The following is a 13,590-nucleotide window of genomic DNA, read 5'->3' on the forward strand; positions in this document are numbered from 1 at the left end:
ACCACGGAGTCCCGCATGGATCACTGTAACACCTCGGATTTACTCTCTCTGGAACAAGCTCTGACCAAAATGCTGTCACAGGTCACGCCATTACAGACTACCGAAGCCATTGCACTCACTGATGCTGCGGGGCGTATCACAGCCAGCGCAATCACATCCCCGATTGCCGTCCCCCCTTTTGCTAACTCAGCAATGGACGGTTATGCTGTGCGCTGTAATGAGCTTAGCAGCACAATGCCGTTACCGGTGGTAGGCAAAGCTTTTGCCGGAGCACCGTTTAAAGAAAAATGGCCAGCATATAGTTGTGTTCGAATTATGACGGGCGCTCCTATCCCCGAAGGTACCGATGCAGTCATCATGCAAGAACAAGCCGTGGTGAGTGAACAAGGTGTTATCTTCAATGGTAGTGTCCGGATTGGGCAAAACATTCGACTGGCAGGTGAAGATATCCAGCAAGGGGCGGCCGTATTCCCTGCTGGCGTTAAACTCGGTGCAGCGCAACTTCCTCTCTTGGCATCACTAGGAATTGCAGAACTGACTGTGTTCCGCACATTGAAAGTGGCTATTTTCTCTACCGGCGATGAGTTGCAGCCAGTTGGGCAACCCTTGGGAGAAGGGCAAATTTACGATACCAACCGCTTTGCGGTTCGTTTAATGTTGCAACAGTTAGGTTGTCAAATTATTGATCTGGGTGTTATCCGTGATGATCAACAGGCATTACGCAAAGCATTTGAGCAAGCTGATGCCGTCGCTGATTTGGTTATTAGTAGTGGTGGAGTTTCTGTCGGTGAAGCCGACTACACCAAACAGATGCTGGAGGAACTGGGTGATATTGGTTTCTGGAAGTTAGCCATAAAACCCGGCAAACCTTTTGCTTTTGGAAAATTAGATAATGCCTGGTTCTGTGGCCTTCCGGGTAACCCCGTCTCTGCAGCGCTGACGTTTTATCAATTGGTACAACCGCTTATCGCTAAAATCTCCGGCTACTCGGAATGGCAACCACCGTTACGTCTGAAAGCAAAAACGATAACAAAATTGAAAAAATCGCCGGGCCGTTTGGATTTCCAACGGGGGATTTTCTCAACTAATTCTCGTGGTGAACTGGAAGTAAGTACAACTGGCCATCAAGGCTCACATATATTCAGCTCATTCAGCCAAGGCAACTGTTTTATCGTGCTTGAGCGAGAACGTGGTTCGGTCGAAATCGGCGAATTTGTTGAAATAGAGTTGTTTAATGAGCTATTACGCTAGTTGATTATTGGCCCAATAAATTTCTGAGAGCCTGATATGTTGCCTGAACTTTCCGATGCACAAGCCCTACGTTATAACCGGCAGATTGTCCTACGTGGTTTTGATTTTGACGGTCAGGAAAAACTGAATGTCGCTAAGGTACTAATCGTTGGATTAGGTGGCCTCGGGTGTGCCGCTGCACAATATCTGGCAGTGGCAGGTGTAGGCCATCTCACACTGCTGGATTTTGACAAGGTGTCTCTCTCCAATTTGCAAAGGCAGATTCTGCACCGCGATAACCGTATCGGCGTATCTAAGGTGGCTTCTGCGGCACTAACTTTGTCTGAGATGAATCCCAGCCTGATAATCAAAACCATTGATGCCCAGTTAGATGATGAACAACTTGCCATTGCCATAGCTGAACATCAATTGGTGTTAGATTGTACCGATAATGTCACCAGTCGTGAGCAACTTAACCGCCTATGCCACGCGCAGCGTAAGCCACTGGTTTCAGGTGCGGCAATCCGTATGGAAGGGCAAGTCAGTGTATTTACCTATCAAGAGAATCAGCCGTGCTATCGCTGTTTGAGCCGGTTATTTGGTGATAGCGTCCTAACCTGCGTTGAAGCCGGAGTCATGGCTCCATTAGTGGGTATTATTGGCAATCTACAAGCGATGGAAGCGATAAAACTTCTGACTCATTATGGGCAGGTGATATCAGGCCGCATATTAATGTATGACGCTATGGCGGCTGAGTTTCGGAGTTTAAAACTAGCAAAAGACACCAACTGCGAGGTTTGCGGTAAGGATTAGCGAAATTTCGGGCAAAAAAAAGCTGATGCATGGATGGCATCAGCTCTCTTATTAACACGCGGTCAAATAATCAGGACTGAATACCCTGACTACGCAGATAATCTTCGTAGTTACCGGTAAAGTCGATCAGTTTTTTCGGTGTCATCTCAATCACTCGGGTCGCCAGTGAACTGACGAACTCACGGTCATGGGAAACGAAGATTAACGTGCCTTCGTACATTTCCAATGCCATGTTAAGTGCTTCAATCGATTCCATATCCAAATGGTTGGTTGGCTCATCCATTACCAGAATATTAGGCCGCTGCATCATCAGCTTACCAAACAGCATGCGCCCTTTCTCACCACCAGATAGGACTTTAACTTTCTTCTTGATATCGTCCTGGCTAAACAGTAAACGACCCAACACACTGCGCACAGCCTGCTCGTCGTCCTTTTCCTGTTTCCACTGACTCATCCAGTCAAATACTGTTAGATCAATTTCAAAATCACTGGCGTGATCCTGCGCGTAATAGCCAATTCTACTGTTTTCAGACCATTTCACGGTACCGGCGTCCGCTTCATAATCCCCTACCAGGGTTTTCAGTAAAGTCGATTTACCAATACCGTTCGGCCCAAGAATAGCGACTTTTTCACCCACTTCAAGGCGCAGATTAAGGTTTTTAAACAGTGGGCCGTTATCAAAACCTTTAGTCAGCACTTCAACTTCTAGCGCATTTCGGAACAATTTTTTATCCTGATCAAAGCGGATAAATGGGTTCTGACGGCTTGAAGCTTTCACTTCATCAAGCTGAATTTTATCAATTTGACGGGCGCGTGAAGTCGCCTGTTTGGATTTAGAAGCGTTGGCACTAAAGCGGCTGACGAAAGATTGCAGCTCAGAGATCTGGGCCTTTTTCTTAGCGTTATCAGAGAGCAAACGATCGCGAGCTTGGGTCGCCGCAGTCATATATTCGTCATAGTTACCCGGATAAACACGCAGTTCGCCATAATCCAAATCCGCCATGTGAGTACAGACCATATTCAGGAAGTGACGGTCATGGGAAATAATGATCATGGTACTACTACGTTCATTCAGAACTTGTTCCAACCAGCGGATTGTATCGATATCCAGGTTGTTGGTCGGTTCGTCGAGTAACAAAATTTCTGGATCTGAGAATAGAGCCTGCGCCAATAATACGCGCAATTTAAAGCCAGGCGCGATTTCGCTCATCAAACCATAATGCTGTTCAACTGGAATACCGACACCCAGCAGCAATTCACCGGCACGAGCTTCTGCGCTATATCCATCCATTTCACCGTAGGCAACTTCCAGATCAGCCACTTTATAGCCGTCTGCTTCGCTCATTTCAGCCATAGCGTAAATGCGGTCGCGCTCTTCTTTCACTTCCCACAACTCGCCGTGACCCATAATAACGGTGTCCAGCACTGTGTTGTTTTCAAAGGCGAATTGATCCTGACGCAACTTACCCAGCCGCTCATTAGGGTCAAGGAATACGTTACCGCCACTCGGCACCAGGTCACCACCAAGGATTTTCATGAATGTGGATTTACCACAACCATTAGCACCGATCAGGCCATAGCGATTACCGCCACCGAATTTTACTGAAATGTTCTCAAACAGCGGCTTGCTGCCGAATTGCATGGTGATATTGTTAGTACTTAGCACAGAGCTCGCTCTCGATTGGATTACTGAATAGGGATATTCAAGAATACTAGAAAATGTGATTCGGCGCGCATTATGCCACAAGATGGCAAGAGTATCGCCCTCAGTTTGCATGAAATCTCAGCAGGAGTGGAAAGTGAGTGAGATTTGGGGCCGAACAGCCCCATGAAATAAATGAGAGATTAGCCTTGAGCTTCATTGGTGCATTGCAGTGCGCTGTATTTTTCCAATAAGAAAGGTCGCAGATACCCCACGGTGTTAGACATCGGTAATACCTCTTCGCTGAGATGAATATTCAGTATATTACCAAGGTAATCACGCCGTTTTTGTATTCTTTGCCAAACATCGGGGTAATGGGCGGCCAGTTCATCACGTAAATGTTGGTCAGCCAATGCAATACAGTCTTCCGCACTGACTCCTGCATAACCTTTCACTGCCGGGATGATATCGATTTGGAATAACATTCCACTGCGAATTTTTTCTTCCGAGTCTCTATAAATAGGCGAACACAACCATTCTTCATCCGCGACCAAATGCCCAGGATTTAATGACCAATGGTATTGTGACTTCGGTAAAATAGCTTCAATTACTGCATACATCTCTTTACCCGACATACCGATACGGATATTTTCCAGCCAGGTCACGACGGCGGTGTAATAAGGAATAGCAACTCTCTCGAGATAATCCCTTTGCGCCAAAGGCAGCTCATCGCTGTGATGTACGGCATAACCCGTTCTACTGCTTAGGCCACCTTTATACCCGGTAGTTAATGATATTTTATCGCCAAGTTTCACAACTTTATCACCCGGATACAAATTAGCATTTTCAAAACGATCACCAGTTGCAGCAATCATCACAACAGTATTTGGCTGCCCTTCATCTGCCAGATAAGAGCCAAGTTGCTTCTCAGTCACACCGATATCTACCGCAGTCAATGCATTAAGAATACAATTAGAGGCCAGATTAGCACCATATTCATAATGAGCTAATTCATTGGCATTGTTAGTCACTCTAGCTGCTGTATCACTACCAATAAATAGGCTTGTCGCATTAACCACCGGTATTGACGATGAAACGGTTTGTTTTATTGCAGATAAAATAAAATGTGGAATATCAAACAATTGGTTATTTTCATCCAACTTACTGGTAAATAACTTCCACCCAGCAATACCGACTTTTTTAGCCTGCTGCACGCCAGTATCTGCCAATAAATCAGCGAGGGTTTTGCTGTTATTCATGGGTTGATTCGGTAGCGAAAAATAGGGAACATGAATCGCTGTATTGCTCACCCGCGCATATTGAGACAATTTTAAATTCTCGTTGCCTAACAATAAAAAGACTTTTCCGGAGGCATGTAGCACCAAAGCAGCTTCTTCAAATCGGGGGATAAAACCGGTAAGGTACTCAAAATTACCACCATGCTCTTTATCGGCATAAACCAGCAAATAATCGATATTAGCCTGAGTCATATTGGCGATAATTTTAGCTTTTCGAGCAGTGATTGTATTATCGCTAATCGCTACTTTAGTAATAGCATTGAATCTCGGTGGTACTTCGATAGGCCTAAGTTTAATATGGCGCTGAGCAGTTATCATCTTTATTACCCCGGTTAGTTAATATAAACCACCTTACCCATCGCCGTTTACGCTACAACCATTTAGAGTTGCGCGTGAACGAGATAGTTAGCCAACGATGTGGCCCTGGTTCGCCAATCGCATGGGATATCTCTTCACGTATTTTATCAAAATAAGACACGCCGCTATTTTCCATTTCTGGTGGAATAACCACATGAATCTCAACAAATAAGCCACGACCAATGCGGGTAGCGTAATGCGAATAATCGATAAATTGATATTTCGTCATCAGTTTATCCATCAAACTTTCCATCGAGGCGTCCAGTGTATCCGGTGTCATTTGTAATACTTCTCGGACAGCCGCGATGACAGTCTTTATCGGAACAGATATCAATATCAGTGTTAACAGCGCCAGTACAGCAGGGTCAGTATAAACAATCAAATGTTCATAATGTGTGCCTTCCATACTCCAGGAAAGTAAAAAAGCCACTAATAAAGCAGAGCTAATACACGCCGACATCAGCCAACTTTTGGTATCTAATGCGATTAACTCGGACTTAACACGTCTATTCAAACGACGTTGCTTTAAAAAGATAGTAAAGCAGAAAATGCTTACAACCAAAGCATACACAATCGCCCAACCTAACTCTAATTCACGCCCACCATCAATAATGCCTTTAACCGCATTAACAAAAGCATACAGACAGAGAAAGGCCAGTAGACTGCCATTGAAAGCTAATACCAGAGGTTCTACATGCCAGAAACCATATTGAAAACGGCGGCTATTGGGTTGGCTAAGCAATCGAGAAACTAATAGAGATAAACTGCACATACCTGCATCTAAAGCAGAGAACATTCCATCGAAAATTATCGACATCGACCCGCATACAATGCCGAAAATAATCCCCATAATGGCAATGAATAAAGTACAAAAAATCGAGCGGCGCAAAATTTGTTGCTCAAGTTTAGTATCATGTAGCATAGGTGCTGCTTGTTCACTGAGTGTCGTCATGATCACAACCTATTTTTTAGCTACTTATTTTATAGTAACTAACTGTTTTATAAGGTTCTATTGTTATTTAATTAGCTTGATATGTTAATCACGATATGAACAGTGAATATAGATCAGAGCTAATAAGAGTGTGCCATATTATTCTATTTTTACCAGTAATTTGCGCTTCGACAGAAAAATAAAAAACATTGTTAATGCTTTGTTTTTATTTATATAAAGTAAAATACTTTTGACTATAAAAGATTTTATAGTGCTAATTAACATTTCAATAGATTAATTTATCGTTTCATTTTCGTCTTTATCTTAAAGATATCACCTCCCATGGTTTTATACTTATACCCAGCAACAGACCTTGTTAATTTTAATAACATATGAAAAATGAACTGACCTTTCAATTAATAGCAGTCACCTTAAATGAGTAGAATTTGTTATTCGTCAAGAATAGTGTTTCCACATAAAGATATTGTGTACCGCTTAATACCTGCCCTGGGGGATATATGGCAGCAAAGCTTAATATTTTATTAGTACATGGCGCGTGGGCTGATGGCTCACAATGGCGTCATATTATTCCAGCCCTGTACGCTTTGGACCACAGGGTGATTGCAATACAAAATCCGTTAACGTCGTTGGCCGATGATGTTGAGCGCACCATCAAGCTCACAACTGCATTGTATGGCCCTACATTATTAGTCGGCCACTCTTACGGTGGGATGGTGATTACTCAAGTCGGGCATTTGCAAAATGTTGTCGGGATGGTTTATCTAGCGGCTTTTGCCCCGGATGCAGGTGAAAGCCTGTCCAGCACTTATGCATTGCGTAAACCGCCGGTAGGCGCAGCATACATTCGTCCTGACGATAATGGCTTTTTATGGATCGACACAGACCAGTTTCACGAGAATGTGTGTCAGGATATTGATGAAAGTGAAGCGCGAGTGATGGCCATGACGCAAAAACCATTAGCGGCTCGTGTTTTTACTGATAAGTCTGCTCAGCCGGCCTGGCGAGTCAAACCTTGTTGGTATCAAATTTCAACTGAAGATAGAATGTTGCCAGTTGAAACACAACGCGACTTCGCCAAACGAATTCAGGCACAGAAAGTGGTTGAACTACCTTCGGGCCACTCAGCCCATCTATCGCATCCCCAACAAATTATTGATTTAATTACTGATGCAGCGAATGCAGTTAGATAACTTTTAGTTTCCCATCAATACTATTGCGATGACAGACGCAAAAAATCCGCCCGAAAGCGGATTTTTATTAAATACAGGATTCACCTTTAAAGATGAATGCTGATCATCCTAAGCTGTTGCTTAGAAAGTGTAACCAACGCCAGCAACCCAAGTACCAACGTCAACATTGCGGATGCGGCTCTGTTCGTAAGAAACGTCCAGGGCAACATTTTGCATTGGGTTAAACTGCATACCCGCGCCGTAGGTGAAGCCGTAATCGCTGGTACTGTTTTTGTCGCTAGGAGATGTTGGGTAGTTCTGGCTGAAACGACCATAACCCACACCTACCAGGCCATAAACGCTAGCCCAATCGTTGATACGGTAAGCTGGACCAGCAGTGATCGCGTTGTATTGTGCTTTGTTGTAAACAGACGCGCTATCGCCGAAGCTGCTTTTTTCCGTATGAGTGAAAGAGGTGATATAACCCAGTTGAGAGTCACTCCACTCGTAACGGTATTTCAGGTTAAAACCTGAAGATTTGTTAGCAACACCTTGGTAATCGCTCTGGGCATAACCACCAGAAACGGTGCTTTGACCTGCAAAGGCTGAACCTGCGGTCACTGCTAATACACAAGCTGCTACAGCTGAAAGACATGCAATTTTATTCATAACCACCTCGAAAGACGCAATTTTTTAAGTGAAACTAAAATACGGTGAAATTATAGCAAAAATTAGCGTGAAACTCTGCTTACTAATGATTGTCTAATCATTTATTTGGTGTAACAAAGAGTTTCAAGTATCATCTATCTTACTAATGCGCTTGTATATTTTGGCTATGTTACTCCTTTTTGTGACATCCATCACCAAAACTCATTCCAGACTATTCTTATTTTTAACGTTCAAAAAAGCACCAATAAGCACTTTAAAAACCATCATTCTTAGACAGTAATAATTTTATTTTCTTTTTTTCGTCTTTGTTATGTCTGGCGGTAATTTTTAAACACTCACTCGACATTTCATTTACACTGGCAAGGATTGATACTTACTATTTTCTTTGAGGCTCTACAGGATGTCTTTGTCTCCCCCATCCAAACATTCACTCCCGTTACTCCCCATTTTCTTGCTCGTGATCGCCATGATCTCAATACAGAGTGGCGCATCATTGGCCAAAAGTCTGTTCCCACTGGTTGGTGCACAAGGAATAACGTCGTTACGACTTGGCATCGGCACACTGATTCTGTTTATTATCTTTAAACCCTGGCGGATGCGATTTGAAAAAGGCAGCCGGTTACCCTTGCTGGTTTATGGGGTGACCTTAGGTGGAATGAATTTCCTTTTTTACCTGTCATTAAAAACAGTGCCATTAGGTATTGCCGTCGCTTTGGAGTTCACCGGCCCGCTGGCAGTCGCCATGTTATCCTCACGTCGTCCGGTCGATTTCATCTGGGTAGGGTTGGCGATTCTGGGCCTCTGGTTCCTATTACCGCTGGGAAGTAGCATCGGAACCATTGATTTATTTGGCGCAGCTTGTGCTCTGGGTGCGGGTGCCTGCTGGGCGCTTTATATTATTTCAGGGCAAAAAGCTGGCGGTGATCATGGGCCAGGAACTATGGCTGTTGGCTCCTTAATTGCTGCGCTGGTTTTCTGCCCGATTGGGGTGGCTTATAACGGTCTGGCGCTGTTCGACCCAGCCATTTTACCCGTTGCTTTAGCCGTCGCTATTCTATCTACCGCTTTGCCCTACTCACTGGAAATGGTCGCATTGACCCGCCTGCCTACTCGTACATTTGGTACATTAATGAGCTTAGAGCCAGCATTGGCGGCAATTTCAGGGCTGATATTCTTAAATGAACACCTGACGCTGATTCAGTGGCTAGCTTTAGTATCGATTATCAGCGCCTCCATTGGCGCGACCCTGACCATAAAATCTAAACCGCAGATTGACGAAATTGCTTAAACAGGAGCCAAATATGGAAATCAGAATGGCAGCAGCAGCCGATTTTGCTGAAATTTGGCCGCTGTTTCAAGCGGTAATCAGTCGCGGCGACACCTATGTATTCACATCAGACACCTCCAAACAAGATGCTTATGATTACTGGTTTGGCACTGGTGTTCGGTGCTGGGTAGCCCTGCATGAGGGGCGAGTTGTCGGGATGTACAAGTTAATCGATAACCAACGTGGCCTCGGTAATCATGTCGCCAATGCATCCTTTATGGTTGATGGAGAAGCTCGCGGGCTGGGTATCGGCAAAGCACTAGGGCTTCATTGTATTGAGCAGGCAACTGCTCTGGGTTATCGGGCCATACAGTTTAACTTTGTGGTCAGCACCAATACGCGGGCAGTTGCCCTGTGGCAAAAACTCGGCTTTGAGATTATCGCCACACTGCCTGGCGCGTTTAATCACAGCCAATTGGGTTATGTGGATGCCTATGTAATGCATAGAGCTCTGCTCCCTAATCAGGGCTGAACACTCCGTTTCCCGCCAAAGGTAGATTCATTAATAGCATGCCAGCCCAGTCATTACGCGGGTTGGTCTTTTTTATGCATTATTTTTCACTTTTTTTGCATCCAAAGCACCCTGCTGATTCGTATAGGTAGATGTGAGGCAAGGCTTCACCTCAACCTACAGGAATACATTATGAAAACGCTCATTCGTACCGCTATCTGTGCTTCTTTAGTCTTCAGCAGTGTTTCTATGGCCGCCATGATGTCTGACACTGTCATGGTCGGGGGGGCGTCGATGCTCCCAAGCAAAAATATTATCGAGAATGCAGTTAACTCAAAAGATCACACCACCTTGGTTGCCGCCGTCAAAGCTGCCGGATTGGTGGATACCCTACAAGGGGCTGGGCCCTTTACCGTGTTTGCGCCCACCAATGCCGCCTTTGCAAAGTTGCCCGCAGGTACGGTTGAAAATTTGGTCAAACCAGAAAATAAAGCCTTGCTCACGCAAATCCTGACCTATCACGTAGTGGCCGGGAAGTACGATATGAAACAACTGGAAAGTAAAATCAAGGCCGGAGGCGGGACTGCCGAACTGAAAACGGTCAATGGCCAACCATTATGGATTATGAATAATGGACCACATAATATTCAAATTAAAGATGGAAAAGGTAACATCGCGAATATCAGTACCTATGATGTACAACAGAAAAATGGTGTGATCGATGTTATTGATACCGTCCTGATGCCTAAATAAAACCGGTCTATACTGGGTGCAGTGTCTCACTGCACCTGACGGTTTTTTAGGGATTGACGCATGAATGAATGTACTGTGGAACAGCAAATCGGGCTGATAGATGCCATTGCTCAAGGCGATCAGTCCGCTTTTGAAAAGCTTTACCGTCTCACATCCCCTCGATTATTCGCGGTCGCACAACGGATGTTGCGTAACCCCGCCCGGGCAGAAGAAGTTTTACACGACAGTTTTCTCACTGTCTGGAGCCGGGCCGGTCATTACAATGCGCAACTCAGTGCGCCACTCACCTGGTTAACTCATATTGTTCGCAACCGGGCTATCGACCTGATGCGAGGTAGTGATAATCGTCTGCAATCATTAGACGATGATGAAACCGACTCGCTGACCGACAACACACAGACACCGCTGGCGCAATTGCAGCAAGACAGTGAGGCTAAACAACTCGCCGATTGTCTAACACATCTGCCCGTTGAACAGCGCCAAAGTATTATGCTGGCTTATTATCAAGGGCTTTCTCATGGGGAAATCTCTGTTCATTTACAGCAACCCCTCGGTACGATAAAAAGCTGGATACGTCGTGCACTGGACCACCTAAAGGACTGTGTAGGCTTATGAAAAACAGACGCGAATATGACTCCGCACTCGCCGCAGAGTATGCACTGGGCACCCTGCGCGGGCTAGCTCGGATGCGTTTTGAACGCAGAGTCCGCCGTGATCCCCGGCTTGCAGCGGATGTTGCCAGTTGGCAAAGCCTATTTACTCAACTTGATAACCAGCTCGCGCCGTTAGAACCACCTGAACGCGTTTGGAAACGGCTCGAATTGCAGTTACCCCCCATCAATATCCGCCACATGAAGCGAAACCCTTGGTCTTATGCCGGTTGGGCTGTCGCTGCGTGTCTGGCAGCAATATTACTCATACCAAGATTATTGGTCGAGCCAACGGCAGCTATACCGGTGGCAGTGCTGTCCAATAGCCAGCAGAGCGGCCAATGGGTTGTCAGTCTGGATAAATCAACCCGCAGTTTGACATTAGCACCACTGAATCCTGTGACAGTCAGTGACACCAATAGCCTTGAATTATGGAGTATTCCGGCCGGTGAAAAGCCGCATTCGTTGGGGTTATTAAATACTCAAGGGCCGACACAGCTGATCTTGGCTGAAAACCAGTTAACGGGTAATTCATTACTGGCAATCAGTTTAGAACCTCGTGGTGGCTCGCCGACTGGCCAACCTACCGGGGCTGTATTGTTCAGCGGGCCATTACAAAATCTGTAAGACTTTTTTCACCGGAGGCTATATATGCAAGACTGGGATCCCGATTTATATCGCCAATTTGAAGCTGAACGCACCCGCCCTGCTCACGACCTACTGGCCCATATTCCAGCGATAATACCACAACGTATCAGTGATTTAGGTTGTGGGCCAGGTAACTCAACACAACTATTGCATCAACGTTTCCCAGACGCCCAACTGGTTGGAGTTGATAATTCCCGCGCTATGTTGCTCAGCGCGCAACAGCGCTTGCCCGATTGTGCCTTTCTTGAGGCCGATATCCGTCAATGGCAACCAGCAGAGCCACAAGACCTGATTTATGCCAATGCATCACTCCAGTGGCTAACAGACCACCAGCAACTCTTCCCTTATCTGTTTTCTCAACTGGCCGCCAACGGAATACTTGCCGTGCAAATGCCGGATAATCTGGATGAGCCGAGCCATAGAGCGATGAGGGAAGTCGCCGAAAATGGCCCGTGGCAGCAAACACTGCAAGAGGCCGGAGTCGTGAGAGCTAAAGTGCTCACGGCGAATCAATATTATGACTTACTGGCTCCCAATGCTGAGCAAGTCGATATTTGGCGCACCACCTACTACCACCCTATGCCATCAGCACAGGCGATTGTCGATTGGCTGCGCGCGACCGGTTTACGGCCTTTTCTTGAGCCGCTCTCTGAATCGATGCGATTGGATTTCCTGAAAGATTACCTGACTATTATTGACACTGCATATCCACAGCAAGTGAATGGTCGGCGCTTACTCGCATTTCCACGTTTATTTATTGTTGCTCGCACGCCAAAATACCCTTTTAAGGATACCGATTAAATTAATTGACCGACTTACTGCACTGATATATCTCAATAAAATAGCTTACAGATAAAACCCTTTGTATTTTACAATATAAAAATACATATAAATCAGAGTAATAGTCATTACCGATTGGACGTAACAATAAGAATGATAATATTTTATATATGAAACACTAAATTACACTTTTAAACAGTTCCAGCAATCGGCTATTTAATTGATAGGCACTATCTGTCCTGCAAAATTAAATATCTTTGTTATACTTATTGCGGTTAAGAAATTGGTAATCAACTCAATAAAGGGATACCTATTATGAGTACAGCAAAACTGGTAAAAGCAAAATCGTCCGAGCTCATCTATACACGTAATGATGTTGATGAACATACTAAGACACTGACAATTAAACTATTAAATGAGCTGGTTATTCAGTTTATCGATCTGTCGCTTATCACCAAACAGGCGCACTGGAATATGCGCGGTGCCAATTTTATCGCCGTCCATGAAATGCTTGATGGCTTCCGCACTGCCATCAATGATCATCTGGATACTTTTGCAGAACGTGCAGTACAACTCGGTGGCGTTGCCCTGGGTACTGCGCAACTTGTGACTGAAAAAACACCGTTAGAGAGCTACCCAACCCACATTCATAGCGTGCAAGATCACCTAAAAGAGTTGGCTCACAGGTATGGTGTGGTGGCGAACTTCATTCGTAAAGCTATCGATCAAGTCCCTGATGAACTGAGCAAAGACATGTTTACTGCTGCATCGCGTGACCTTGATAAATTCCTGTGGTTCCTCGAAGCCAACATAGAATAGCCATCTATACCCGTCATATTTCAAGCGACATG

14 protein-coding genes are annotated in these 13,590 nt (G+C 45.1%); 10 read left to right on the forward strand and 4 right to left on the reverse strand.

The features are described 5' to 3' along the window. Window positions 1-15 precede the first annotated feature (15 nt). Window positions 16-1,251 (forward strand): molybdopterin molybdotransferase MoeA, encoded by a 1,236-nt coding sequence (gene moeA, locus ACF3VQ_RS13875; RefSeq protein WP_392431642.1) that lies wholly within the window; start codon window positions 16-18, stop codon window positions 1,249-1,251. A 36-nt stretch (window positions 1,252-1,287) separates the two neighbouring features. Continuing rightward, a complete protein-coding gene (moeB, locus tag ACF3VQ_RS13880; RefSeq protein ID WP_392431644.1) occupies window positions 1,288-2,043 on the forward strand; it encodes a molybdopterin-synthase adenylyltransferase MoeB in 756 nt (251 codons plus the stop codon). Window positions 2,044-2,113: 70 nt separating this feature from the next. On the opposite strand, the gene ACF3VQ_RS13885 is transcribed toward moeB, so the two are convergent. From ACF3VQ_RS13885 to ACF3VQ_RS13895, 3 genes are all read right to left on the reverse strand, one after another. Beyond that, complete coding sequence (locus ACF3VQ_RS13885; RefSeq protein WP_392431646.1) at window positions 2,114-3,709, reverse strand: ABC-F family ATPase; 1,596 nt, start codon at window positions 3,707-3,709, stop codon at window positions 2,114-2,116. A gap of 179 nt (window positions 3,710-3,888) precedes the next feature. Next, window positions 3,889-5,301, reverse strand: coding sequence for an aminopeptidase P family N-terminal domain-containing protein (locus ACF3VQ_RS13890; protein WP_392431648.1), 1,413 nt, complete (start codon window positions 5,299-5,301; stop codon window positions 3,889-3,891). A gap of 52 nt (window positions 5,302-5,353) precedes the next feature. Further along, complete coding sequence (locus ACF3VQ_RS13895) at window positions 5,354-6,292, reverse strand: cation diffusion facilitator family transporter (protein ID WP_392431650.1); 939 nt, start codon at window positions 6,290-6,292, stop codon at window positions 5,354-5,356. A 497-nt stretch (window positions 6,293-6,789) separates the two neighbouring features. Here ACF3VQ_RS13895 and ACF3VQ_RS13900 point away from each other — a divergent pair, with 497 nt between their 5' ends. Continuing rightward, entirely contained in the window at window positions 6,790-7,482 is a 693-nt protein-coding gene (locus tag ACF3VQ_RS13900) for an alpha/beta fold hydrolase (RefSeq protein ID WP_392431651.1), read from the forward strand. Window positions 7,483-7,602: 120 nt separating this feature from the next. Here the strand turns inward: ACF3VQ_RS13900 and ompX are convergent, their stop codons facing one another. Next, window positions 7,603-8,130: an outer membrane protein OmpX gene (gene ompX / locus ACF3VQ_RS13905; RefSeq protein ID WP_392431653.1), complete on the reverse strand. Its 528-nt coding sequence runs from the start codon at window positions 8,128-8,130 to the stop codon at window positions 7,603-7,605. Between the two features lie 400 nt (window positions 8,131-8,530). Here ompX and rhtA point away from each other — a divergent pair, with 400 nt between their 5' ends. The 7 genes from rhtA (at window position 8,531) to dps (ending at window position 13,558) form a co-directional block, all read left to right on the forward strand. Next, entirely contained in the window at window positions 8,531-9,418 is an 888-nt protein-coding gene (gene rhtA / locus ACF3VQ_RS13910) for a threonine/homoserine exporter RhtA (RefSeq protein ID WP_392431655.1), read from the forward strand. A gap of 13 nt (window positions 9,419-9,431) precedes the next feature. Next, the gene (locus ACF3VQ_RS13915; protein WP_392431657.1) at window positions 9,432-9,929 is read left to right on the forward strand and encodes a GNAT family N-acetyltransferase; all 498 of its coding nucleotides are present in this window, start codon (window positions 9,432-9,434) and stop codon (window positions 9,927-9,929) included. Between the two features lie 171 nt (window positions 9,930-10,100). Beyond that, window positions 10,101-10,661, forward strand: a complete 561-nt coding sequence (locus tag ACF3VQ_RS13920; protein WP_019081065.1) for a fasciclin domain-containing protein — start codon at window positions 10,101-10,103, stop codon at window positions 10,659-10,661. Between the two features lie 60 nt (window positions 10,662-10,721). Next, entirely contained in the window at window positions 10,722-11,276 is a 555-nt protein-coding gene (locus tag ACF3VQ_RS13925; protein ID WP_392431660.1) for a sigma-70 family RNA polymerase sigma factor, read from the forward strand. Continuing rightward, the gene (locus ACF3VQ_RS13930; RefSeq protein WP_392431662.1) at window positions 11,273-11,938 is read left to right on the forward strand and encodes an anti-sigma factor domain-containing protein; all 666 of its coding nucleotides are present in this window, start codon (window positions 11,273-11,275) and stop codon (window positions 11,936-11,938) included. The genes ACF3VQ_RS13925 and ACF3VQ_RS13930 overlap by 4 nt, the downstream gene beginning before the upstream one ends. Before the next feature lie 24 nt (window positions 11,939-11,962). Then, window positions 11,963-12,760 (forward strand): trans-aconitate 2-methyltransferase, encoded by a 798-nt coding sequence (tam, locus tag ACF3VQ_RS13935; protein WP_392431664.1) that lies wholly within the window; start codon window positions 11,963-11,965, stop codon window positions 12,758-12,760. Between the two features lie 294 nt (window positions 12,761-13,054). Continuing rightward, window positions 13,055-13,558: a DNA starvation/stationary phase protection protein Dps gene (dps, locus tag ACF3VQ_RS13940; RefSeq protein WP_392431666.1), complete on the forward strand. Its 504-nt coding sequence runs from the start codon at window positions 13,055-13,057 to the stop codon at window positions 13,556-13,558. The last annotated feature ends 32 nt before the right edge of the window (window positions 13,559-13,590 follow it).

Origin of the sequence: Yersinia fenwicki, assembly GCF_043099325.1 — a bacterium.
In the GTDB taxonomy this organism is placed as follows: Bacteria; Pseudomonadota; Gammaproteobacteria; order Enterobacterales; family Enterobacteriaceae; genus Yersinia.